The organism is Veillonella parvula, assembly GCF_040094895.1.
Classification (GTDB): domain Bacteria; phylum Bacillota; class Negativicutes; order Veillonellales; family Veillonellaceae; genus Veillonella; species Veillonella parvula_L.
This window is the reverse complement of record NZ_JBBNGV010000004.1, coordinates 46,776-71,895: the sequence shown is the minus strand read 5'-3', so window position 1 is coordinate 71,895 and position 25,120 is coordinate 46,776. Positions and strand designations below refer to the sequence as shown.

The 25,120-nt window shown below is 38.4% G+C and carries 26 protein-coding genes; all 26 read left to right on the top strand.

Annotated features, from left to right (window positions below; genetic code table 11):
• Nucleotides 1–972, top strand: coding sequence for a coiled-coil domain-containing protein (locus tag AAAT26_RS08155; protein WP_287507767.1), 972 nt, complete (start codon nt 1–3; stop codon nt 970–972).
• 11 nt (nt 973–983) lie between these two features.
• The gene (locus tag AAAT26_RS08150) at nt 984–1,511 is read left to right on the top strand and encodes an OmpH/Skp family outer membrane protein (RefSeq protein ID WP_287507765.1); all 528 of its coding nucleotides are present in this window, start codon (nt 984–986) and stop codon (nt 1,509–1,511) included.
• Nucleotides 1,512–1,541: 30 nt separating this feature from the next.
• Nucleotides 1,542–2,573, top strand: a complete 1,032-nt coding sequence (gene lpxD / locus AAAT26_RS08145; protein ID WP_004695469.1) for a UDP-3-O-(3-hydroxymyristoyl)glucosamine N-acyltransferase — start codon at nt 1,542–1,544, stop codon at nt 2,571–2,573.
• Nucleotides 2,574–2,579: 6 nt separating this feature from the next.
• A complete protein-coding gene (locus tag AAAT26_RS08140; protein WP_039965501.1) occupies nt 2,580–3,482 on the top strand; it encodes a lysophospholipid acyltransferase family protein in 903 nt (300 codons plus the stop codon).
• Nucleotides 3,483–3,745: 263 nt separating this feature from the next.
• Complete coding sequence (lpxC, locus tag AAAT26_RS08135) at nt 3,746–4,585, top strand: UDP-3-O-acyl-N-acetylglucosamine deacetylase (RefSeq protein ID WP_215675945.1); 840 nt, start codon at nt 3,746–3,748, stop codon at nt 4,583–4,585.
• On the top strand, nt 4,582–5,007 hold the full coding sequence (fabZ, locus tag AAAT26_RS08130; protein WP_004695477.1) for a 3-hydroxyacyl-ACP dehydratase FabZ: 426 nt from the start codon (nt 4,582–4,584) through the stop codon (nt 5,005–5,007). Before lpxC ends, fabZ begins: the two co-directional genes overlap by 4 nt.
• A gap of 20 nt (nt 5,008–5,027) precedes the next feature.
• Nucleotides 5,028–5,840: an acyl-ACP--UDP-N-acetylglucosamine O-acyltransferase gene (lpxA, locus tag AAAT26_RS08125; RefSeq protein ID WP_004698481.1), complete on the top strand. Its 813-nt coding sequence runs from the start codon at nt 5,028–5,030 to the stop codon at nt 5,838–5,840.
• A 329-nt stretch (nt 5,841–6,169) separates the two neighbouring features.
• Entirely contained in the window at nt 6,170–7,006 is an 837-nt protein-coding gene (locus tag AAAT26_RS08120) for an LpxI family protein (RefSeq protein ID WP_287507761.1), read from the top strand.
• A complete protein-coding gene (gene lpxB / locus AAAT26_RS08115) occupies nt 7,006–8,148 on the top strand; it encodes a lipid-A-disaccharide synthase (protein ID WP_008715788.1) in 1,143 nt (380 codons plus the stop codon). The genes AAAT26_RS08120 and lpxB overlap by 1 nt, the downstream gene beginning before the upstream one ends.
• The gene (locus tag AAAT26_RS08110) at nt 8,141–9,871 is read left to right on the top strand and encodes an ABC transporter ATP-binding protein (protein WP_012864071.1); all 1,731 of its coding nucleotides are present in this window, start codon (nt 8,141–8,143) and stop codon (nt 9,869–9,871) included. Before lpxB ends, AAAT26_RS08110 begins: the two co-directional genes overlap by 8 nt.
• Nucleotides 9,872–9,873: 2 nt before the next feature.
• Complete coding sequence (locus AAAT26_RS08105; protein ID WP_012864072.1) at nt 9,874–11,178, top strand: 3-deoxy-D-manno-octulosonic acid transferase; 1,305 nt, start codon at nt 9,874–9,876, stop codon at nt 11,176–11,178.
• A gap of 54 nt (nt 11,179–11,232) precedes the next feature.
• On the top strand, nt 11,233–12,345 hold the full coding sequence (gene lpxK, locus AAAT26_RS08100) for a tetraacyldisaccharide 4'-kinase (protein WP_004695492.1): 1,113 nt from the start codon (nt 11,233–11,235) through the stop codon (nt 12,343–12,345).
• Between the two features lie 44 nt (nt 12,346–12,389).
• Nucleotides 12,390–13,121 carry a 3-deoxy-manno-octulosonate cytidylyltransferase gene (gene kdsB / locus AAAT26_RS08095; protein ID WP_004698512.1) on the top strand — a complete coding sequence of 244 codons (732 nt, stop codon included), beginning with the start codon at nt 12,390–12,392 and terminating at the stop codon, nt 13,119–13,121.
• Nucleotides 13,122–13,940: a 3-deoxy-8-phosphooctulonate synthase gene (gene kdsA / locus AAAT26_RS08090; protein WP_004698452.1), complete on the top strand. Its 819-nt coding sequence runs from the start codon at nt 13,122–13,124 to the stop codon at nt 13,938–13,940.
• An 11-nt stretch (nt 13,941–13,951) separates the two neighbouring features.
• Entirely contained in the window at nt 13,952–14,923 is a 972-nt protein-coding gene (locus tag AAAT26_RS08085; RefSeq protein WP_058948513.1) for a KpsF/GutQ family sugar-phosphate isomerase, read from the top strand.
• Nucleotides 14,923–15,444, top strand: a complete 522-nt coding sequence (locus AAAT26_RS08080) for a KdsC family phosphatase (RefSeq protein ID WP_004698460.1) — start codon at nt 14,923–14,925, stop codon at nt 15,442–15,444. Before AAAT26_RS08085 ends, AAAT26_RS08080 begins: the two co-directional genes overlap by 1 nt.
• A gap of 14 nt (nt 15,445–15,458) precedes the next feature.
• Nucleotides 15,459–16,391, top strand: a complete 933-nt coding sequence (locus tag AAAT26_RS08075; RefSeq protein WP_004698446.1) for a lysophospholipid acyltransferase family protein — start codon at nt 15,459–15,461, stop codon at nt 16,389–16,391.
• Nucleotides 16,378–16,914, top strand: coding sequence for an LPS export ABC transporter periplasmic protein LptC (gene lptC, locus AAAT26_RS08070; protein ID WP_004698432.1), 537 nt, complete (start codon nt 16,378–16,380; stop codon nt 16,912–16,914). The genes AAAT26_RS08075 and lptC overlap by 14 nt, the downstream gene beginning before the upstream one ends.
• A gap of 12 nt (nt 16,915–16,926) precedes the next feature.
• Complete coding sequence (locus AAAT26_RS08065; RefSeq protein ID WP_004695505.1) at nt 16,927–17,649, top strand: LptA/OstA family protein; 723 nt, start codon at nt 16,927–16,929, stop codon at nt 17,647–17,649.
• A 9-nt stretch (nt 17,650–17,658) separates the two neighbouring features.
• The gene (gene lptB / locus AAAT26_RS08060; RefSeq protein WP_101929011.1) at nt 17,659–18,378 is read left to right on the top strand and encodes an LPS export ABC transporter ATP-binding protein; all 720 of its coding nucleotides are present in this window, start codon (nt 17,659–17,661) and stop codon (nt 18,376–18,378) included.
• A gap of 8 nt (nt 18,379–18,386) precedes the next feature.
• Nucleotides 18,387–19,478 carry an LptF/LptG family permease gene (locus AAAT26_RS08055; RefSeq protein WP_101929012.1) on the top strand — a complete coding sequence of 364 codons (1,092 nt, stop codon included), beginning with the start codon at nt 18,387–18,389 and terminating at the stop codon, nt 19,476–19,478.
• A 33-nt stretch (nt 19,479–19,511) separates the two neighbouring features.
• On the top strand, nt 19,512–20,717 hold the full coding sequence (locus AAAT26_RS08050) for a DUF3084 family protein (RefSeq protein ID WP_101929013.1): 1,206 nt from the start codon (nt 19,512–19,514) through the stop codon (nt 20,715–20,717).
• A gap of 126 nt (nt 20,718–20,843) precedes the next feature.
• Nucleotides 20,844–21,371 (top strand): RuvC family protein, encoded by a 528-nt coding sequence (locus AAAT26_RS08045; RefSeq protein WP_012864079.1) that lies wholly within the window; start codon nt 20,844–20,846, stop codon nt 21,369–21,371.
• Complete coding sequence (locus AAAT26_RS08040; protein WP_004695514.1) at nt 21,361–22,230, top strand: YitT family protein; 870 nt, start codon at nt 21,361–21,363, stop codon at nt 22,228–22,230. Before AAAT26_RS08045 ends, AAAT26_RS08040 begins: the two co-directional genes overlap by 11 nt.
• A 9-nt stretch (nt 22,231–22,239) precedes the next feature.
• A complete protein-coding gene (gene lepB, locus AAAT26_RS08035) occupies nt 22,240–22,824 on the top strand; it encodes a signal peptidase I (RefSeq protein WP_004695516.1) in 585 nt (194 codons plus the stop codon).
• A gap of 580 nt (nt 22,825–23,404) precedes the next feature.
• Entirely contained in the window at nt 23,405–24,667 is a 1,263-nt protein-coding gene (locus tag AAAT26_RS08030; RefSeq protein ID WP_004695518.1) for an S-layer homology domain-containing protein, read from the top strand.
• The last annotated feature ends 453 nt before the right edge of the window (nt 24,668–25,120 follow it).

Genomic DNA, 25,120 nt, shown 5'->3' with positions numbered 1-25,120 from the left:
ATGAACGGGAAACAACGATATATAGGACTAGTCATATTTCTCGTTGCTGCAATAAGTGCTATGGTTTGGGCCTATGGTTTTGTAACAAATCGCCAACAGGGTCCTGATGGTATGTCAATAGGTGTTGTACGCATTGATGATGTACTAGAGTTTAATCCATCCTATGAGGATTATAAACAAGCCAAAAATGAACTGGAACTTTTACAACGTCAATATGAACTTGAACAACAAGCCTTAAATGCCAAGTCAGAGACACAAGATAAACAGTTGAAAACGCTTGCACTGGATTCAACCTTGTCAGATGCTCTTACGGTCGAATTGCAAACTCGTATTGCAACAAAAGAGAATGAACTAAATCAGCAATTAAATGCAAAACGCAATGAATTGACTCAAAAGTATTTAGCTGAGTTAAAGGTTAGTACTAATGAATATGATCTGGAAATCGTAAACCTTCAACTAGACTTATATGCCTATGATGCACGTGTATATATAGATGATGCACAAAGAGCAGCGGCTATGGCTGAAAAAGCTAAAAAAGAAGAAAGATTAAAGGACTTATTAGCTAAGAGAAAACCATCGGATTTCGATGTAGATTCAATTAAAGCAAAGGTACAGGCTGAGCTTGCTCCAATGCAACAAAAAGGGCAGGAAGAGCTCAATCAATACGCTGCATCCCTACAGAAGGAATTAGCTGAGAAACGAGACTCCATGGTACAACAACAAGCACAATCCATCATTGCTAATAATAACCTGCCTGTGGCGCAAGAGTGGAATGATACATGGGCAAAAAAGCTTTCAGATAAAGAAGCTGAGGTGAGTGCACTTCATGAGGCTATTTTAGAAGATGTTCGTATGCGCGTAGCAATTATTGCTGAGGAACAACATTTGGATTTAGTCATCATCGATGATGGTGGTAATATTAAAGGGCTTGATATTACTGATGCAGTGAAGGCGTCCTATCGAGTTCAATAAGGAGTTATATTATGAATAAACGTATTAAATCTTTAGTATTAGGTGCATCTTTAGTAGCTTCTATGGCTATCTTAGGTGGTTGTGGTTCTAATAATGTTGGTTATGTTGATAGCGTGAAAGTGGCAAACAGTACTGAAAAAGGTATTGAAATTACTAAAGAAATCAATGCTAAAAAAGCGGAATTAGATGCTAAAATTGCTGCTGCCGATGAAGCATCTAAACAAAATGTATTTAATCAAGCGAATCAAGAATTAAATGCCTTTGCGAATGCAAAAGCGCAAGAATATCGTCAATATCAAGAACAAAAAATCAATGAACTTGTGAAAGAGAAAAAACTTGATGTTATTATTGAGAAAGGCGCTGTTGTTGGCGGTGGCTCTGATGTAACTGAGGATTTGATTACAAAAATGGGTAAAGCTTCTGACGACCAAATCAAAGAAGTTGAAAATGCAGCTAAAGCCCAAGAGCAACAAGATGCTCAGCAAAATGCACAACAAGCAGATCAAGCTGCAACAAGTACAACTGAAGCTGCACAATAATTGAAGATTACCACGGGGGAGGAGTTTGCCTTGGAAAAAACTTTACAGGAACTCGCAAATTTAGTAGGCGGTCAACTTATAGGGGATGAGTCTATTGTCATTACTGAGACACGTAGCTTTGAACAAGCGGTAAAACAATCCATAACTTTTGCAATTGGTGAATATGTTGAACATATTGCGTTATGCCAAGCGGGTGCTGTTATCGTTGAATCAGAAGTAAAAAATGCACCGATGGCGCAAATCGTAGTTGATAATGCAAAATCTGCATTTGCCCAAGTGCTAGAAGTATTCCATCCACCTGTTGTAGTTCCCCGTGAAGTGCATAGTACTGCTATTATTGGCAAGAATGTTACACTTGGTAAAAATGTAGCTATTGGTGCCTATTGTGTTATTAATGATAATGCTGTTATCGGTGATAATGTAACGATTCGACCTTATGTATATATTGGTCATAATGTACGAATTGGGGAAGATTCTGACATCTATGCGGGTGCTATCGTACATGAGAACTGTATTTTGGGTAAACGCGTTGTATTGCGTGCTAAAGCAGTTATCGGTGGTGAAGGTTTTGGTTTTGCCACAGAAAATGGTATTCATACGCATATTCCTCAAGTAGGCAATGTTATTCTTGAAGATGATGTAGAAATTGGCTCTTGCACTACTATCGACAATGCTACAATGGGATCTACCTTGGTACGCCGCGGTACCAAAATTGACAATCTTGTTCACCTTGGCCACAATGTTGAGATTGGAGAAGATTGTTTCTTAATCGCACAGGTTGGGATTGCAGGTAGTACAAAATGTGGTAACCATGTAATCTTTGCAGGACAAACAGGCTGTACAGGTCATATTACAATTGGAGATAATGTACAATTTGCAGGTAAAACAGGAATTACTGGCAATGTGCCTTCTAATTCTGTTATGGCTGGGTATCCAATGAGACCTCATAAAGAGTGGTTGAAATTGGCTGCTTACGAGAATCGTTTGCCAGAAATGGTGAAAACTGTAAAACAATTACAAAAAGAAATTGACGCTTTGAAAGCACAGCTTAAGGAGAGCTAATAATCCATGTATAGGTTTATGAAAATCTTTAGTGCCTTTATTTGCTTATTACCTAAAGGTTTGCAATATGCTATTGGTACATTGCTTGGTGAAATTGTGTGGTTAGTGGTGCCACCTAAACGCAAGCGCCTGGCGATAGGCCAAATTTTATTCTGTAATATTACAGATGATCCTAAAGAAGCTCGACGTATTGCGAAAGCTAGTACTACACGCTTTGGCCGTATGATTATTGATGTATTGCGCTATCCTGAAATTAAAGATGGCGCATACAAAGATATGGTGGAGTTTATTAATCGAGAGTACTTAGATGATGCCTTAGAAAATGGTCGAGGTGCAATTTTAGCTGCTGTTCATAGTGGTAACTGGGAACTTTTAGGTGGCGTTCTTGCTTCTGAAGGATATCCGCTGATTTCTGTGGCTATGAAACAGAATGGTGATGCCGATAAGTTTATCAATGAATATCGTCGGATTATGCATCAACATGTGACCTATAAAACAGGTGTTCGTGAAATGATTAATGAACTAAAAAAAGGTGCATTTTTAGGCCTTATTATGGATCAGGACCCTGGTGATGATGGCGTTCTTGCACCCTTCTTTGGCTATGAAACATTGACGGCTGCTGGGCCAGCTGTACTGGCTCGTATGCAAGATGTGCCTATTATTTTTGTAACCATACATTATAGTCCGTTTTCTGAGAAACATGAGATTGAAGCACATCCACCAATTTATGTGGAACGTACAGATGATAAAAAGCGTGATATAGCGGTAACAACAACTCGTCTAAATGAGTTTATTGAAGATTATATTCGGCGATATCCTGAAGATTGGTTCTGGCTTCATAACCGTTGGAAATGGACTCGTCGTTTTTATGGTGAACAAATAGATACACCACCTGATGTTTTTCAATAGTTAATAATTTTAAAGAGATTTTGTTTATGCGATTGTGGAATCTTCAAGATGAAACTGATTCCTACTAGCATGGATGAAATCTCTTTTTATTTTATAACTTATAACTTAGTGTTTAAAAATAGTCTATTAAAATTTTAAAGACTAAGAATAGTCTTTCCAATTAGCGTAATATATGGTAAATTTCTTGTAACGCCTATGCAAATAGGGTATAATACATATTGGTGTATAGTAAACGTGAATTCGGATTATGAAAGGACATTCTTATGAGTAAGCCACAACAAACAATAAAAAAGGCTGTTTCATATCAAGGGATTGGCCTTCATAGCGGTGAACCAGTATATATGGTTTTTAAGCCTGCACCTGAAGATACAGGAATTGTGTTTGTCCGCACGGACATTGAAGGGCATCCTTCTGTGCGAGCACACATTGATAATGTGACGAACACTATGCGCGCTACCACGCTGGAAAATGGTGAAGCAAAGGTATTTACTGTTGAACATGTGATGGCAGCGTTCAGTGCTATGAATATTGATAACTGTTATATTGAAATGGATTCTCCAGAACCTCCTGTAGGTGATGGTAGTAGTGCTATTTTTGTCAATCTTATTGAAGAGGCTGGCATTGAAGAACAAATAGCATCGCGTCATATATACAAAGTGACTCGATCTCATGCTGTTTATGATGGGGATCGTTTTATTGTGATTTTGCCATATGATGGCTATCGCATGACTTTTACATCAATTAACAGCCATCCGTTACTTGGTACGCAACAATGTGATTTTGAAGTATCGCCTGAGTATTTCAAAGCACACATTGGACCGGCTAGGACTATCGGATTTATGAAGGAATTGGAACAATTACAGGCCATGGGGCTTGCAAAAGGCGGTAGCCTAGATAATGCATTAGTCTATGATGATGAGAAATGTCTATCTATACCACGCTTTGAGGATGAATTAGTTCGCCATAAAGCATTAGATGTTATAGGGGATTTATTCTTGTTAGGACCGATTGAAGGCCATGTAATTGCTTTGAAATCGAGTCATGAATTAAATTCAAGATTGGCTCGCAGTATAATGGAAGAAATAAGGGAGACACAGCCATGATTCTTAATCACGAAGATATTTTAGAAATTTTACCTCATCGTTACCCAATGCTTTTGGTTGATCGCATTGTTGAGTTAGAACCTATGAAACGTGCTGTGGGTATTAAAAATGCTACATTCAACGAATTGTTCTTCCAAGGTCACTTTCCAGGGAACCCAGTTATGCCAGGTGTATTATTGACTGAAGCTATTGCTCAAGTCGGTGGTATTGCATTATTATACCCTGAGGAAAATCGTGGTCTTACTCCTATGTTTACAGGTATTGATAAAGTGCGTTTCCGCCATCCTGTAAAACCTGGCGATCAAGTTCGCATGGAGGTAGATATTGTTAAAATTAAAGGTAAAATGGGCAAGGTTGAAGGCCGTGCCTATGTTGGCGACAAATTGTGCGCTAGCGGTGAATACATGTTTGCCCTTGTATAATAGAATGAGGAGTAATTGTAGTGATAGTTGTAGGCATGGAAAATGCGAAATCCAACATCCATAGTACAGCCATAGTCCATCCAAATGCTAAATTGGGCAAAGATGTAATCGTAGGTCCTGGCGCTGTTATCGGCGAACATGTCGAGATTGGCGATGGCACACAAATCGGTGCACATGTTGTAATTGGTGGTTGGACAACCATTGGTAAGCGTTGTGAAATTTATCCTAACGCATCTATTGGGTTGGAACCGCAAGATTTAAAATTTAAAGGCGAAAAAAGCTATTGTAATATTGGCGATGAAACGGTTATTCGTGAATTCGTAACTATTAGCCGCGCTACTGGTGAAGGTGAAGAAACACGTGTAGGCAATAATTGTTTACTTCAAGCCTGTACACATGTGGCTCATAACTGTATCGTTGGTAATAATGTAATAATGAGTAATTGTGCTGGTCTTGCAGGGCACGCTATCGTTGAAGATCGCGTTGTTATTGGTGGCCTTGCAGGTATTCATCAATTTGTTAAAATCGGTCGTAATGCAATGGTTGGCGGGATGGCTAAGGTGGTACAAGATATCCCACCTTACGTAATTGCTGATGGTCAACCGGCACGTGTTATCGGTCTAAACTCTGTAGGCCTATCTCGTGCAGGGATTTCCGAAGATGTACGACGTGATTTGAAACAGGCATTCCGTATTATTTATCGTTCTGGATTCAGCTTATCTAAGGCGATTGAAGAAATGGAATTACAATTGGATTCTTCCGTAGAAATTGAAAATTTATTACGCTTCCTACGCAATGCGGATAGGGGAATTATGCGTACTCGTCGCGACTAATTATGAGGACCTCGTACAATGTACGAGGTCTTTTTGTGTGCATTATTACTAGTTGAGTTTTATATCAATGATAATTTACATTATATTTTTATATTTATAGAAAAGTTTTGATAGATATAATCGTAGATTTTTTAGTGCTTAAAAGGAATAAGGGAATTATAATAAAATGATGAAGAAAAGGGCATAAACCATGGCTTTTTAATGGTAAAAAGTAGCTATTTATAGTACAATATATTGTATATGATTATGTCTATTTTTAGGCCTTTTCATAGGGAACTTGAAATTACTAATTGATATATAGGCCGTGAGGCCATCTAGGAGGTATAGTCTTGGCAAAGGTAGGATTAATTGCGGGCATAGGTGTTTTGCCTGTAGAATTCATGCGTGCCGCTCATGTATTGGGCCACGAGGTGGTTGTTATCGGTGTGGTACCTGATATAGACCCGGCTCTAAAGGCTGAGGCTGATGCTTTCTACGATATTGGTGTTGCTAAACTAGGTAAAATCTTCAAAACCTTGAAAAAAGAAGAGGTTGAAGAGTTAACCATGCTTGGGAAAGTTACTAAAGAGATTCTTTTTAAAGGTCTTACGTTTCCTGATTTAAAAACATTAGGTGTTTTAAAGCGTCTTAAAAATCGTAAAGATGATACGATTATGCTTGCCATCGTTGATGAAATCGAACGAGAAGGCTTTAAAGTATTAGATCAAACAGCATACTTGAAACCATTTATGCCAAAGGTAGGAGTGCTTTCAAAAGCACAACCTACAGATGAGCAATGGGCTGACATTTGTTTTGGTTTTGAACTAGCTAAACAAATGGGGGCCCTTGATATTGGTCAAACCGTTGTTGTTAAACATAAGGCGGTCATGGCAATTGAAGCCATTGAAGGGACTGACAAGTGTATCTTGAGAGGTGGAGAACTGGGGCGCGGAGATGCGATTGTTGTTAAAACAGAAAAACCAAATCAAGATGTACGCTTTGATGTGCCGGCAGTAGGTATAAAAACGCTCATGTCTATGATTGATAGTGGTTGTAAGGTACTAGCTGTAGAAGCGGAAAAGACTATTTTCGTACAACAACAAGATGTGCTTGATATGGCAGATCGTCATGGTATTGTTATCTGTGCTGTTGACCAAGAATTTGTAAATTCCAGAAAGGATGCATAATGAAAGTCATGTTTTCCGCCGGTGAAGCTTCCGGCGATACTCATGCGGCAAGTGTAGCCAATGCATTGAGAGAAATAGATCCTTCTGTAGAAATGTTTGGTATGGGTGGCACCTTGATGGAGCGTGCTGGTGTTCGTATCGTGTATGATATTAAGAATCTTGGTGTCATTGGTATTGTAGAGATTGTGAAATCATTGCCAAAATTCTTTAAGTTGCGCACGTATTTGAAACGCGTCATGATGAAGGAGAAACCAGATATTCTCGTTTGTGTAGATTACCCAGGTTTTAATATGAAATTAGCTGCGGTGGCTCATGAACTGGGGATTCCTGTTTTGTATTATATTGCTCCAACGATTTGGGCATGGCATAGTAGTCGAGGTAATACAATCCGTAAGTATGTAACTAAGGTAGCATCTATCTTTCCATTTGAAGCTGAAGCATATCGCAAGTATAAATGTAATGTAGATTTTGTAGGGCATCCTTTACTCGACATCGTACATCCTACGATGACTAAGGATGTGGCCGAAGCATACTTTGGGGCTCGCAAAGAGGCTAAAAAGATATTGCTCATGCCTGGCAGTCGTAAACAAGAGGTTTTATCCTTACTTGATACGATGTTAAAAAGTGGTGAGCAATTGATGGCGAAGCATGAAGATATTCAATTCTTCTTGCCTCGAGCACATACAATTGATCGAAGTGAGCTAGAAGAGTTTATCGATGTTCATAAGGTGCCTGTTACGATTACGGAAGACCATACATATGACTTGATGCAGATTTGTGATGTGTGCCTTGCTGCATCAGGAACGGCTACATTAGAAACGGCGATGATGGAATTGCCAACGGTATTATTGTATCGTGTATCTCCAATTACGTATGGTATTGGTAAGATGGTTGTGAATGTAACACATGTGGGCTTGCCTAATATTGTAGCGGGTAAAGAAGTCATTCCCGAATTATTACAAGATGCTGTCACTCCAGACGCAATTGTGTCTTTGGTAGAACCATTGCTCAGCGATGTAGACAAAAATGAAGCTATGCGCAGTGAATTGCGCGAAGTACGTCATAAATTAGGTGAGCCGGGTGCAGTAAAACGGGTAGCACATCTTGTATATAATCTCGGTAAGGAGAAATGTAATGAATAGTTATTCTAGGCTCTTATACTTTGTAAAGCCTTATTATAAGCGAATGCTTTTTGCAGTATTCTGCATGATTGTCGCTGCTGCTGCCTATTTGGTAGTACCTTGGCTAATTAAGAATGTAGTAGACCAAGTATTAGATGAAAAGAATATGTTTATGTTGAACCTTATTGTAGGTGCTATTATACTCATTTTCCTAATTCGTGGCTTTGCTACCTATGGTCAAACTTATAACATGTCCTACATCGGACAGCGCGTGATTATCGATGTACGTGAGGCTATTTTTAATCATCTACAAAAATTAAGCTTATCCTATTTCGATCGTCGTAAGACGGGCGTTATCATGAGTAATCTTACAAATGACGTAGCTGCATTGCAAACGGCGGTGGTAGATAATTTGATTTCTTTTATCACTGAATCTGTAACACTTATCGGTTCCTTGGTGTCCATGCTTCTCATTGACTGGAAATTGACGTTAGTTACTTTTATTACGGTTCCCGTAGTTTTAGTGATTATCAATGTTTTTGGTAAGAAGCTTCGCGTGGCAGGGCATGATGTCCAAGGGCGTGTAGCTGATATTACGGCACTTTTACAAGAGGTAATTAGTGCAGTTCGCGTTGTAAAATCCTTTGCTCGTGAAGATTTTGAGCGTAAGCGCTTTGAAGATGAAAATGATCGCAATTTTAAAGCAGTTATCAAAGCTACTAAATTGACTAGCTTGTTAAGCCCAATGGTTGAGTTTTCTGCGGCAATCGCTGTAGCGGTCATCCTTTGGTACGGCGGTTACTCCGTAGTAACAGGTGCTATTACTGCAGGTTCTTTGATTGCTTTCTTGATTTATGCTATTAACTTGTCAAATCCCGTAAAACGTTTGAGTCAAGTATATGGTAATATTCAAAAGGCGTTGGCTGCTGCTGATCGTGTATTTGAAATTTTAGATACTAAAACAGATGTTGTGGAGAAACCTGATGCTATTACATTGCCTGCTATTACCGGCAATGTGGAGTTTAATGATGTTTCTTTCTCCTATGATGGAGAAAAGGCTGCCTTAGAAAATTTTACCTTGTCAGTTAAGGCTGGCGAAAGTGTAGCCCTTGTTGGTCCATCTGGTGCAGGTAAGACAACTCTCGCTAACCTACTACCTCGTTTCTATGATGTAACAGGTGGCTCTATTACAATAGATGGTTATAACGTGAAAGATGTTACTTTTAAATCTTTGCGTGAACAAATTGGTCTTGTACCACAGGAAACCGTATTGTTCAATGCTACAATTAAAGAGAATATCTTGTATGGTCGTTTAGATGCTACTGATGAAGACGTGTATGAAGCGGCTAAAGCGGCTAATGTACTTGAGTTCGTTGAGAAAATGCCTGATGGTCTCGATACGATTGTAGGTGAACGAGGCAGTTCGCTATCTGGTGGACAACGTCAACGCGTTGCTATCGCACGTGCTATTTTAAAAGATCCTCGAATTCTAATTTTAGATGAAGCCACATCTGCTTTAGATACTGAGAGCGAAAAGCTTGTACAAGAGGCGTTAGATCGTCTCATGAAAGGGCGTACGGCATTTGTCATTGCCCATCGATTGAGCACCGTTCAAAATGCTCATCAAATTGTTGTACTTAATCAAGGTCGCTTGGTAGAGCAGGGGACTCACCAAGAGCTATTAGCTGTTGACGGCGGATTGTACAATCATCTTTATTCCGTTCAATTCTCCAATAAAGGATAACCATGTACTGGATATATAACGTATTGCTCATATTTTATTGGATAGGCTTGATTCCGGTTATTTTATACCGACTTGCCTTTGAAGATGGCTTTTATGAGCGTATCAAACAAAGTGCAGGCTATATGCCCGCTTCGCTATTAAAGAAAATTGAAGGGCGTCGTGCTATTTGGATTCACGCCGCTTCCGTAGGGGAAATTGTGGCTACCAGTCCATTGGTAAAAGAGGTTAAAAAGGAATTTCCTGAAGCTGTTGTGGTTGTGTCAGTAGTTACTGCTACTGGTCATGCTATGGCTCATCGTATCATTCCTGAAGCAGAAGGAATTATATTCTTTCCCCTTGATTTGCCGTATTTAACTCGTAAAATTTTACATATTATTAAGCCGATTACTATTTTACTCGTAGAAACTGAAATTTGGCCAAACTTCTTGCGTATCGCCGAATCGGAAAACATTCCAGTTATGATGGTTAATGGACGCATTTCAGATCGCAGTATGAAACGTTATAAGTATATCAGTGCTTTTACGCGTGAAATGTTACGCTCTATTGAGCGTTTCTGCATGCAGTCCAAATTTGATGCGGCGTATATTGAAAGTTTAGGTGCTCATACACCTGATATTACCGTAACAGGTAATATGAAATACGATCAAACATATGCCACCGTATCATATGAAGAAAAACAAGCTCTTCTCGATGAATTTGGCTTTGGAAATAATCATCCTATCATTATTGCAGGTAGTACTCACAAAGGTGAAGAAGAGGCTATTTTTGAAACCTTCAAGCAAGTATTGAAAGAGTATCCACAAGCTCGTTTATTGATTGCGCCTCGTGAAATTTATCGCGGTCATGATGTGCAAAATATTGCAAAGCGTTATGAATTGAGTGCTATTTGTCGTAGCGATATGAAGGAGCCTGTTCATGAAGGTATTCCCGTTGTCGTTTTAGATACCATTGGTGAACTTGGCCGACTGTATAGCTTAGGCGATATTATCTTTGTTGGTGGTTCCCTTGTTAAAACTGGAGGCCATAATATTTTGGAACCAGCTGCACATGGTAAGCCAATTTTGGTTGGGCCTCATATGTTTAACTTTAAAGAAATTTTCGCCTTATTAAACTCTCGAAATGCTTGTGAGCAAGTGAAGAATGGAAAAGAGTTAACCGCTATGGTCTTGCGTTTATGTAAGGATAGAGACTTGGCTAAAAAGATGGGGCAAAACTGCCTGGATATCATTAAAGAAAATCGTGGTGCTACGCGGCGTAATACACAAGAGTTACGTTTGCTATTTGAGAAACATCAAATTATTCCGTAGTAAGACTAAATTTGTAGATTAGTTTACTGTATTACATAATAGGAGGCGTCACCTATGAGTGGGGAAGCATTATTCAAATCCATCGTTAGTGGTGAAGATCAATCCGTATTAGGTGATATAGCTCGCTCCAGTTTAGGCCTTTTGAGTAAAGGTTATGAGAAAGCTGTATCAATACGCAATGCTCGATTTGATGAGGGTAAAGGCGTTACGAAAGTTACAGTGCCTGTAATCAGCGTTGGCAACATTACGGCTGGTGGTACTGGAAAAACACCGATGGTGCGATTTATTTGTGATGTGCTTACTCAGAAGGGCCTTCATCCTACTGTTCTTAGTCGTGGATACCGTGCAGAAGATAATAACAAAAATATTATTATTTCTAAAGATGGAACAATGCTTGTAGAGCCATCTATCAGTGGTGATGAGGCTTGGTTACTGGCTAAGGTTTTACAAAAATCTAATGTAATCATTGGACGTGAACGTTCCAAATCTGCAGAAATCGCTATTAATGAGCTAGGTGCCGATTGTCTTATTATGGATGATGGCTTTCAACATCGTGCACTAGCAAGAGATATTGATATTGTACTAATCGATGCATCCAATCCGTTTGGCTATGAACATGTATTGCCACGGGGACTATTACGTGAACCCCTTAGTGGTTTACAGCGTGCGGATATTATCGTTCTTACTAAGGTTGATCAAGTAGCACCAGGTATTGTATCCGGCATTCGAAAGCGATTAACTCAGATGATTCCCAATATACCTGTCTATGAAACAACACATAAGCCGCAATTTATGTACACCTTAGATGAGTGGGCTAATGGTTCTGTTGGGGCTTCTGTAGATGCTTACAAGGAACAACGCATTATGGCTGTGAGTGGAATTGGAAACCCTCAATCCTTTACACAAACGTTAACTGATGTAGGGTATAACGTTGTTCATACCTTGCCATTTGGAGATCATCATGACTTTTCAAATGATGATGTAGTTGAGATTTGGAAACAAGCATTTGCTCATCAAGCTGATGCTATTTGCATTACAGAAAAGGATGCAGTTAAGTTAAGTCAGTTGCATGCAATTGAAGACTTGAAAATACCGATTCTGGTGCTATCTATAGGGATTGAATTTGTTTCTGGAAAACAAGAATTCATAGAAAATTTAGAGATTTAGTGTATAATAATAAGATACACGAATAACAGAAATGGGGTTTTATCGTGAAGTTTGGATGTGTTATTCCTGCGCGTTATGGTTCTACAAGATTACCGGGCAAACCATTAGCTGATATTGCAGGTAAACCTATGATTGAACGGGTTTATGCAAGGGTATCACAAGCTACAAAGACAGTATGTACAATTGTAGCCACTGATGATAACCGCGTATATTCTGCAGTACAACAGTTTGGGGGAACTGTTATGATGACAGATCCTAATCACCCTACAGGGACGGATCGATTAGCAGAGGTTGCGAGTCATTATACAGACTTGGATGTTGTTATCAATGTCCAAGGTGATGAACCGATGATTGATCCAAATCTTATTGATGACTTGGCACGTCTATTTGAGGAAGATCCAAACTTGCAGATGGCCACAGTAGCTACTCCTTTATTAGAGGAAGAGTACGAGGAGCCATCAGCGGTAAAGGTCATTTTAAATAATCGTAATGATGCGATGTATTTTTCTAGATCTTTAATCCCATATCCTCGCCATGATTTTGTGCGTCCGCCACTAAAACATATTGGCATCTATGCATATCGTAGAGAGTTTTTATTAAACTACGCTAAGATGGAGCCAACTCCGGCGGAGCGAACAGAATCTCTAGAACAATTACGTGCTCTAGAGAACGGTTATACAATTCGTGTTATTTTGACAAATAAACGATTTATCGGTGTTGATACACCTGAAGACTTAGCTCGTGTTAATGCAATTTACGAGCAAGAGGAGAAATAAATGAAAACAGTTCAAATTAAAGATATTACTGTGGGTGGCGGCAAGGGTTTATTTGTCCTTGCAGGTCCATGTGTTATTGAGGACTATGACCGCACATTAGCTATCGGTAAACGAGCAAAAGAGATATGCGAACGTTTAGGTGTTCCCTATATCTTTAAAGCTTCCTTTGATAAAGCTAATCGCTCTAGCTTTAGTTCCTTCCGTGGACCAGGTCTTGAGGAAGGGTTAAAAATGCTTGCTTCTATTAAGAAGGAACTCAATGTGCCCGTTGTCAGTGACATTCACTCTATCGAGCAAATTGAACCTGCAGCTGAAGTATTAGATATTCTACAAATTCCAGCTTTTTTATGCCGTCAAACTGATCTTGTTTACGGCGCTGCTAAAACTGGTAAATGCGTAAATGTTAAAAAAGGTCAATTCATGGCTCCTAAGGACATGGAAAATGTTCTTAATAAAATGAAAGAAACAGGTAATGAAAATCTTATGCTTACCGAACGTGGTTTTAGCTTTGGTTATAATAATCTCGTAGTTGACATGAGATCCTTCCCAATTATGCGTTCTTTCGACTATCCAGTAATCTTTGATGCTACTCATAGCGTTCAATTACCAGGTGGTGCAGGGACTAAATCTAGTGGTAACCGTGAATTTGTACCAAATTTGGCACGTGCGGCTGTGGCTAGTGGCGTAGATGGGTTATTCTTTGAAGTACACGATAATCCTGAGGAAGCATTGTCTGATGGTCCTAATATGTTGTATTTAGATCAATTTGAAGCTGTGCTTCGTGATTTAGTAGCTATTGATAAAATCGTAAAAGGTTAGGGGCGGTATTTGTGACTATTTTAGAACAAGCGGCACAGGTGCTTCATGAGGAAGCTCGTGCTATTGAAGAATTAAGTTCTCGTTTGGATCACAATTTTGTAAATGCTGTAAATATGATTTTGGCTTGTAAGGGCCGTGTAGTATGTACAGGAATGGGGAAATCTGGTCATATTGGTCGTAAAATTGCGGCTACCTTGGCTAGTACAGGGACACCGGCACTTTTTATGCATCCTGGTGAAGGCGTGCATGGTGATCTTGGTATGATTACTGAAGATGATGTAGTGTTAGCATTTTCTAATAGTGGTGAAACAGGAGAAATCATTAGTATTTTGCCGTCTCTGCGCCGCATAGGAGCTAAATTAATCTGTGTTGTAGGGAAACCAGAGTCTACATTAGCAAAAAATTCTGATATTGTATTGTTGGCAGAGGTAGAACGAGAAGCTTGTCCATTGGGTTTAGCACCTACTACAAGTACTACTGTTGCTCTAGCACTAGGTGATGCATTAGCAGTATGTTTATTGGAACGCCATCATTTTACTCCAGAAAACTTTGCTGTATTCCATCCAGGTGGTTCCTTAGGTCGCAAATTATTGTTGACTGTAGAAAATATCATGCATGGTGGCGATGATAATCCAACAGTATTTAGAGGGGCTACCGTTCGTGATGCACTCTTTGTAATGACAGAAAAAGGGTTAGGTGCTACAAATGTTATTGATGAAGAAGGACATTTGTTAGGTCTAGTGACTGATGGTGATGTTCGACGTGGACTTGATTCTGGCAGCAATTTTTTAGAATGGCCCGTAGAGGATATGATGACGTCTATGCCGCGTACGATTACAAAGGATAAATTGGCCGCAGAAGCGCTTCATTTGATGGAGAAAAATCAACCTCGCCCTATCACCGTATTACCTGTGGTTGATACTAATAATGTATGTCTTGGCATTGTTCACATTACGGATTTATTGCGTAGAGGCATTGTATAATGAATATTCAATGGATTGTTCTCGATGTTGATGGAGTTTTATCAGATGGCACTCTAATTTATACATCGACTGGAGAAGAGCTCAAAGCCTTTTCTGTAAAAGATGGTTTAGGCTTGACTGCGGCTCGTAAATCAGGGATAAAGTTAGCAATTATTACGGCTCGTGTATCTCCTATGGTAGAGCGCCGTGCAAAGGAATTGCATTTTGATGAACTTCTTATGGGGCATGCTAATAAAACTGAAGTATTAAGAGCTCTTTGTAAAAAACATCAAATCGACTTAGCTTCGGTTGCTTACATGGGTGATGATCTTAATGATTTAGGAGCTCTTCAACTCGTAGGTTTGCCGATGGCACCAAATAATGCGGTATTAGAGGTTAAATCAATAGCTAAATTTATTTCTACCGTCAATGGTGGACATGGTGCTGTTAGAGAGGCTGTAGAATATATCCTGAAGAATCAAGGTTTATGGGATTCTGTTGTTGCAGATTATGCGCGAGAGGCCCATGCTCATGGACAATAAAGGAGGTGGGCAGAATGAATAACGAATGGCAATACCATTTAGTTAAAGGCATTAGTTGGCTTGTTTGTCGACTACCATACAAGCTCATTTTGCTCATAGGCGCTTGTTTAGGTCCTGTATATGGGCTAATAGCGAAGAAGCAAAAGCTTAGAGGCATAAATAATATTAAAATTGGCATGAATATGAACGATCAAGAGGCGGAACAATTAATTAATAAGTTGTTCAAAAATCTTGGTCGCAGTGTTATGGAAGTATTATACATGCCAAACCTGACGAAATCCTTTATCAATAAACACATAGAGATGCGTGGTGTTGAACATTTAGAAAAGGCCATTGCTGAAGATAAGGGAGTTATCGTTCTTACTGGCCATGTAGGCAACTGGGAATGGATGGGGGCTGCTATGGCGGCTCATGGATATCCTTCCACTACAATTGTTAAGAAACAACCTAATGCTCAATTCACACGCCTTATGAATGAATATCGTGAGATGGTGGGGCTTGACGTATTTGCTAGTGGTGGCAACGAAATCGTTTCTGCTGCTAAGGCTTTAAAAAAGAAAAAACTTCTTGGATTCTTAGCTGACCAAGATGGATATATAAATGGTTTACCAGTTCCGTTTTTGGGACAAGATTCATCAGCTGTTATGGGACCAGCAACATTTGCAAAGAAATTTGGCTCTCCTGTAGTACCTATTTTTGCATCTCGTAAGCCTGAAGGAGGACATATCGTTCATATCTTGCCGGCATTACATTATGAGGAAACTGGCGATGAAGATGTTGATATGTATCGTCTAACTGAAGCCTGTGTACGTGTTACGGAAGAATTTATTCGTGAACATCCAGATGAGTGGCTTTGGTTCCAACATCGTTGGATGACTAAGATGGATCAAATTATTGATTACGATAAGAAGATAGCTATACGGGAGAGAGCGCATGAAAAACAATAAAAAGTTAATTGCCATTGTGGTCGCTATAGTATTAGCTCTAATCGGTCTTATTGTATTTATTATGAAAGACTCTAATGAGGCTAATTCCACTCAAAATCAAAGTGGACAACTCGTTAATTTCCAAGGTGCGGACTTGCAAGAGGAAAAGGATGGCAAGTTAGTATGGGCATTATCGGCTGAGAAGATTGAATATGACCCGCGTACAAAAGCTATCGTTCTGACCAATTTGAAAGGTCTGTTCTATCAAGATGATGTGACTACTACGATTACAGCTCCTCATGCTGTACTGACGGGTGATCGAAACTCTCTTGATATTGATCAAGGCGTTACTGCTACCAATACGGAAGGTGCAGAATTTAAAACTGAGGCCCTTCACTTTGATAATAAAACGAAAACATTGACATCTAAAACGGCTTTCACTTATAACAGCAAGGATGTAACCCTCACAGGTGACAAACTTGAGGGCAATATGTCCTTAAAAATTATTAAAGCCATTGGACATGCGAAATTAACAAAGAAGTAATTGAGAGGAAATATGATGAATAAGAAAAAACAGATTGGTATGGCTATATTAGCTGTACTCATGACCGCATCTGTTACAGTTTGGGCAGCAAATGATCCGTTGACTATCAGCGCTGATACATTGTCTTATGATGGCAATTCAGGTCGTGCAGATGCAACAGGTAATGTTGTTATTACCCAAGCGGATAAAACTATGACTGGTGCCAAGGGTTGGTACAATACAAAAACTCAAGAAGCAAATCTTGATGGTGGTGTATCTATGATTGGTTCTGATATGGCCATGTCTGCTCAAACGGTTCACAGTTACAATAATAATAAATTCACTGCTAATGGTAGCGTTCATTTACAACGTGCTGATCGCCAAATCTTTGGCGACAGTGTTGAGTATAGTACTGACTCTGAATACGGTCTTGTTACAGGCAATGCCCGTTTGATTGCTGAAGGGACAACCTTAACCGGTGATAAGGTAGAAGGATGGATGAAGGAAGTTCGTGCTGTAGCGCAAGGTAATGTTACCTTCTCTAATCCTGAACGAAACGTGTCTGGTTCTGCTGACCGAGCTACATATACACAAACGCCAAACCAAAATGATGGAGTGGTACTCTTATCGGGTTCTGCGCATGCCGTTCAAAATGGTAATGTACTGAATGCACCGGAACTGAAAATTCGTTTAGCTGATGATTCTGCTGAAACATTAGGTGGACGTAGTACACTCGTCATTGTTCCGAATAAATAAGGATAATATATGTATATAGAAACCAAAAACTTAGTTAAAACCTTTAGCGGACGCAATGTGGTAGATGGTGTAAGTCTACGCGTTGATAAAGGCCAAGTTGTAGGTCTATTAGGGCCTAATGGGGCCGGTAAAACTACGTCATTTTATATGATTGTAGGCATTGAAAGACCAAGTTCTGGTATCATTACCGTTGATGGCAAGGATATAACAAATATTCCTATGTATAAGCGGGCGGCTGAAGGGATTGGATACTTACCGCAAGAGGCATCAATCTTTCGTTCCATGTCTGTAGAGGACAATATTCGTGCCATGCTACAGATTACGGCAAAAAAATCTGATGAGATTGAAGCTATCGTGGAATCATTGATTGAAGAATTTCATATTGGACATGTCCGTGACCGTATGGGGCTGCAATTATCTGGTGGTGAACGACGCCGTGTAGAAATTGCGCGTTGCCTCGCCTTAGAACCTAATTTCATCCTTCTTGATGAACCTTTTGCAGGTGTCGATCCAATTGCGGTTGCTGATATTCAGCAAATTATCTTACACGTTAAGAACCGAGGTATTGGTATCTTGATTACAGACCATAATGTTCGCGAAACATTGGGGATTGTAGATAAGGCTTATATTTTGAGTAATGGTAAAATCCTCCTAGAGGGTACCCCTGATGAAATTGCGAATGATCCAATCGCTCGTGAACATTATTTAGGGGATAACTTTAAATTATAGGAGGGGCTATGCGATTATTAGATAAATATATTTTAAAAGCTTTTGTAGGCCCATTCCTATTTGGGGTTTTTGCTTTTACTAGTATTTTTATTGGTACAGGCACATTGTTTAGGATTGCTCAATATATTACTGAATATGGAGCACCATTGTTGCTTGTTATGCAAGCATTTGTCTTGGCTTTACCAAGTATTGTTATTTTAACATTCCCAATGTCAGTACTATTGGCTTCTCTTATGACTTTTAGTCGTTTGAGTAGCACTAGTGAAATCGTTGTTATGCGTGCTGGAGGTCTAAGCTTTTTACGCTTGGCCATGCCTGTATATATTATTGCCCTCATCATTTCCATTGGGGCAGTAGCATTTAATGAATTTGTTGTACCTCGTACAAATCATATGTATCAAACGATTGTGCGCGAACAAATTATGAAAAATGCATCACCTCAAACACAAAATCATATTGTGTTAAAAACGATGAATGGTGACGAGCTAGGCACATTGCTCTATGCTAAGAGCTATGATGCTGAAACCAAACAGTTGTCCATGATTACGGTTCAACAATTTGGGGAGGGCGGCAAGTTACAACAAGTTGAAAATGCTGATACAGCTATCTGGAATGGTCAATATTGGGTGATGCAGAATGGTATCATCTATGATCTATCAGCTGGTAATGGTGTTGAACGTACCGTGAAATTTAAGGAGCAATCCTTGCCGATTAAGTCTGCCCCAAAAGATATTCAACAAGATCAACGTAAACCTGAGGAATTAACGATTAAGGAGTTACGTCATCAAATCAGAGCTTATAAGGCTGCTTATACTAATGCTAATAAACTTGAAATGGAAATGTACCAACGTTTTACAATTCCGTTGGCAAGTTTTGTATTTGCTCTTGTAGGTGCACCTTTAGGCCTTCAAAAACAACGTTCTAGTTCATCTATCGGCTTTGGTATTAGTATTCTCATCATCTTTATTTATTATGGGGTGATGACCTTTGCTGGTGCCTTAGGGAAAGGTGGAGCATTGCCAACCGTATTAGCTGCATTAATACCGGATACATTAGGTATTATTGCAGGGTTGTATTTGAATTGGCGCGTATCGAAATAACAGATTGTATTCTTAGGAGAAAGGAGGGACATGATGTTAGTAGGTGTCAAAATCTTAATAATTATCGCTCTTATGGGTGGTCTCATTGCTTACATGGGGGATAAGCTAGGCACTAAAATTGGTAAACGTCGTATGTCCCTCTTTGGATTACGACCTAAGCACACATCTATTATAGTTACTATTGTGACAGGCCTTTTGGTTGCAGCAGCTACAGTTGGGGTATTAACCTTTACGTCTCAAAGTGTGCGAACCGCATTGTTCGGTATGGATCAGTTGCGAGCTGATATAAAGCAGCTGAATAATGAGGTTGCTGCAAAGACGCAAGAACTGATTCGTGGGCAGGCTTTGTTAGAACAAAATAAACAAGAGCTTGAAGAACGGATGGCTGAGATCGAACAAATTCGCCGTGAAGTAGAGGCTACTAAAGCTGAATTGGCGAGTGCACAAGCTGCTAAAGACGCAACAGAAGCCGAATTGGCATCTTTACAAGCCTCTTATGCAGAGGTGTCTCAAAAGGTAGCTGAGCTTGAAGCAACACGTGCTAAGATGGAAGCGCATATTAAGAATCTACAAAATACACAAGAACAATTGCAGAATGGCATCATTCATTTACGGGAAGGAACCATTCTCTTCCAAGTAGATCAGCTATTAGCACAAGCTGTTGTACGACCTGGTTTAAGTGAAGAAGATAGTAATAATGCTATTAAACATATTATCGATGATACAAATAAACTTGTTTTACGTCGCTTAGGTATAGAAGATAATGGTCAATCCGTTGTATATGTAGATCGACAAAATGTTGAGGTAGCTACTCAAAAGCTAATCAATTCCAAGACTCCTATGGTGGTTCAAGTTGTGGCAGCCGGAAATATTATTTCAGGTGAACCTGCAGTTGCAGTTATTCAAGTATATCCACAACAATTTATCTATAAAAATGGAGAGGTAATTCACTCTACGGTAATTGATGGGGGGACTAATGCTCAATCGTCTATGCTTCAATTCTTGAAACAAGTAAATGAGCGTGCTAAGGCAAAGGGGATTATTCCTGATTCCTTATCAGGTGATATTGGAACGATACCTGGTGATGATTTGTTTACAGCTATTAAAAGAATAAGTACTATGCGTGGCAAGGTTCATGTAGAAGCTTATACTGATGGAGATACATATTCATCTGGTCCTGTTCACCTCAAGTTGCGTATTACTCAAATGCCAGATTTCAATGATAAGGCAAAAATGTAAGCTAATTAATATGATGAAGATATGCTGTTTTCATACATTATAAAAGAAGGTCTTATGTAATTTTCAACATAAGACCTTCTTTTTATGTTAAAATATAACTACTGTACTTACAAAGGGGATAATCAAATGACTGAAAATACATATATTTTAGCAGTGGATCCAGGAAATGAGAAAACTGGCGTAGCTATACTTTCACCTTCCGGTGAGATGATATGCCGTAAAATTATTTCTTCAAATACTTTCAATAAAGATATTGAGCGTATTTTAACTGAATATTATGGTATTGTTCATATTGTTTGTGGAAATGGTACAAATCATAAACACTTGTATCCTTCTCTTCAACAAATTGGACGTAATCATAAAATTACAACTAGTTTAATCGACGAATCTCACAGTACAGAGGAGGCCCGTAAATTATATTGGCAATATAATCCTCCTACAGGGTGGCGCAAGATTATTCCTACATCTATGCAATTTCCACCAGAACCTGTAGATGATTTGACGGCGCTCGTTATTGGCTTACGCTATACGAAGCAATTAGCTCAGAACGAAGCGGCAATCAAAGAAGAAACTATGAGTTCAAGTGAGTTAGAAGAGAAAAGATTACATGCTATGGAGCAGTTATACGGAAAAGGAGATAATCATGACGAATGAAACTTCAACGCGTAACTGGTCAAACCTTATTATGCGTTGTGTAATGATGATTTTAGGGGCCTTCATCTATACGGTGGGCTTAGATTTATTTTTAGTACCCAACAGCATTATCGATGGTGGTGTAGTTGGTATTTCATTGATGGCTGCGGAACTATCTGGTATATCTTTTAGTATTTTCGTAGTACTTATCAATTTACCATTTTTGTATTTAGGCTATAGAGCAATCGGTAAAGGCTTTACCTTATCTACATTGTTCTCCATTGTCTGGATGGCTATATTTTCTAACTTTGCTCATGATTTTACACCGATTACGACAGATCCATTCTTAGGATCTATCTTTGGTGGTATAATCTTAGGTATTGGGGTAGGTCTTATCATTCGTAATGGCGGTTCATTAGACGGTTCTGAAATTGTAGCTATTATTTGGGATAAGAAGTCTACCTTCTCCGTAGGTGAAATCGTAATGGCTATGAACTTGGTCATTCTTGGGGCGGCAGGCTTTGTCTATAGTTGGAATAGTGCAATGTATTCATTAATTGCTTATTTCATTGCTTATAAGATGATTGACGTAACAATTACAGGTCTTGAAGAATCTAAAGGGGTTATGATTATTACTGATGCGGATAACTCTAAAGATATTGCAGATGCCTTAAATGCTAATCTTAATCGTGGTGTTACTATTATGTACGGCGAAGGCGGGTATTTAAAACAACCAAAACATGTATTGTATTCTGTAGTAACGCGGCTAGAAATTACAAGATTAAAGGATACCGTTTATGAAGTAGATCCTACAGCATTTATTACGATCCAAGACGTACATGATGTCTTTGGTGGGAGATTTACGAAAGGTGGTCATTAAGAGGAAACTATGAGTAATAAGTTAGGTAATACAATAGTAAAAGAAATATTAGATTGGATTTATGCTATTGCATTGGCATTAATCATTGCTATGGTAATTCATATTTTCTTGATTCAACCTACTAGAGTATCTGGGGAATCAATGGATGATACATTACACAATGGACAATATTTGATTGTTACCAAATGGCATCACATAATGAATGATATGCCTGAATATGGACAAATTGTTATTATTGATAGTCGTGTTAATCGTGTTCGTACATGGGTGGATGATGTAAAAGAACCATTGATGAACTATGCATCTGTTTTCAATAAATCAGCTCAAACAAATGATGTATGGGTAAAACGTGTAATAGGTAGACCTGGTGATGTACTAGAGTTTAAAGATGGGTATGTATGGCGTAACGGAGAGAAATTACAAGAACCATATACAAAAGATACAAAAATGAATTATACTCGTTCTACACCTGTAACAGTTCCTGAAGGTCATGTATTTGTGATGGGGGATAATCGCAATCATTCTAGTGATAGTCGTTTTATCGGCCCAGTTCCCGTTGATCATATTTTAGGATTTGTTTCTTACGCAATTTAATAATCGTGAAAGCCTATCTATGATGTTTTTCATCGTAGATAGGCTTTTTTTATAAGTTAAGAAGGATTAAGTTACGTTGTATCTTGTGAAATGTATACTAAATAAAATATACCGAGACGGCTAGGTTGAATCTAAATATATCACTTAGTAATCTTATAGAAAATAAACAATTCAAATATATAAATTAACTATAATTTATTAAATGATTTATATTTAATAAGTAATAATTATTAAATTTATGGATGTAGATAAGAAAATTATCTATTTTTTTAGTCTATAAAATGAAATTTTGTAAAATTAAATTTTCAAAAATACAGTAAAAATCTATGTTTTTAGGATAATTTTTATTCATGAAAGAAATTTCATAAGATTTAGTTGTGTAAAATGCTTTACAAAGTTTTGGGGTGGTGGTATATTCACATCAACAGAAAGGCTACGCTACAAAGAAGTGGAGCTAAGATAGATAATTTAGTTGAGGAAACATGGACACTCCTAATACATCTTTCATAGTGATACTACTTATGTAGTGAACGTCTTCTGCAAATATAAATTCTTATTTATAAGAAAGAAGGAATTCATTATGAAAAAACAATTCGCAACAATGTTAGCAGCAACAGCAGTGTTAGGTGTAACAACAGCATTTGCTGCAAATCCATTCTCCGATGTAACTCCAGACAGCTGGGCATACCAAGCAGTATCCCAATTGGCACAAGCTGGTATCGTTAATGGTTATCCAGATGGCACTTTCAAAGGCCAAAACAACATCACTCGTTATGAAATGGCTCAAATGGTAGCTAAAGCTATGGCTAACCAAGACCGTGCTAACGCTGAACAACAAGCTATGATTAACCGCTTGGCAGATGAGTTCTCTAACGAGTTGAACAACCTCGGCGTTCGAGTATCTCGCTTGGAAGACCGTGTAGGTAATGTAAAGGTAACTGGCGATGCTCGTATCCGTTACCAAGGTTCTGAAGACAAAGGTGTTTACAAAGCTAATAGTAAATCCTTAACTGACGGCCGTGCACGTGTACAATTCAATGCTAATGTAAATGATAAAACACAAGCAGTTGTTCGTGTAAAAGGTAATTACGAATTTGGTGACTCTACTAAAGGTTCTCAAGCAACAATTGATCGTGCTTACGTAGATCACAAATTTGGTAGTAACGTATCTGCTAAAGCTGGTCGTTTCCAACAAACAATTGGTGGCGGTTTGATGTACGATGATACATTTGACGGTGCACAATTGAATGTAGGTAATGATAAAGTTCAAGTACAAGGCGCGTATGGTTATATGATTGATGGTGCTGCTGATGGCAACTCCAAATCTGATAACCCATCTGTATCCTATGTAGGCTTAAAAGGTAAAGTTGGTAAAGAATCCTCCGTTGGTGGTTTCTACTCCAGATTATCTAGCGGCAACTTGAACCACAATGGTGTAACAGTTAATTCCGATAAACAAGATGTTTACGGTTTCAATGCGGACTTCCGTAAAAATAAATTGTGGGCTGGCGGTGAATGGTTGAAAGCTTCCAACGTAGATAATTCTCAAGCTTGGACAGCAGGTCTTGGCTATGGTAACTACGACATCGCTAAAAAAGGTACATGGGATGTGAAAGGTCAATACTTCAACCAAAAAGCTAATGCACCAATCGTAAGTTCCACTTGGGATCAAGCATATGATTTAACAAATACATCTAATGGTTACAAAGGTTACATGGCTAGCGTAGACTACGCAGTACAAGATAACGTAGGTTTATCCGCAGGTTATGGTTTCAACTCTAAAGACCAAAGCGGTAATGATCTTTCCGATTTCTACCGTGCAGAATTAAATTACAAATTCTAATTCCCTCACAAACAAAAAAAGACTTCTTCGGAAGTCTTTTTTTTGTTGCATAAAAGTATTATGAATTATTTTATATATAATAGTATATATAATAAAATGTTTTATAAATACATAATATTAAAAGTAATCGAATAATTTAGTGGTTATCAAGAATTATATCCCTTATATTGTAGGATATATTTATAAAATCTTTCTGTATAGAATGATAAATTTCTTATTAATTATATATATATTAATAAGTTTAACTTAATAAAAAATATAATAAAAATTCTCAATTAATAAAAAGGGATATAAAATTAAATTTTTTTATGAAAAAAGTTATACCCTATAAAACTAGATACAATCTAATCTTGAAGATATTTTAAGTTATAAAAACAAAATATTGAGAATACAATTGAGAAAAAAGGGTTTACATGAAAAAATGGTTGTGCTAATATCACCGTACAAGAAGTA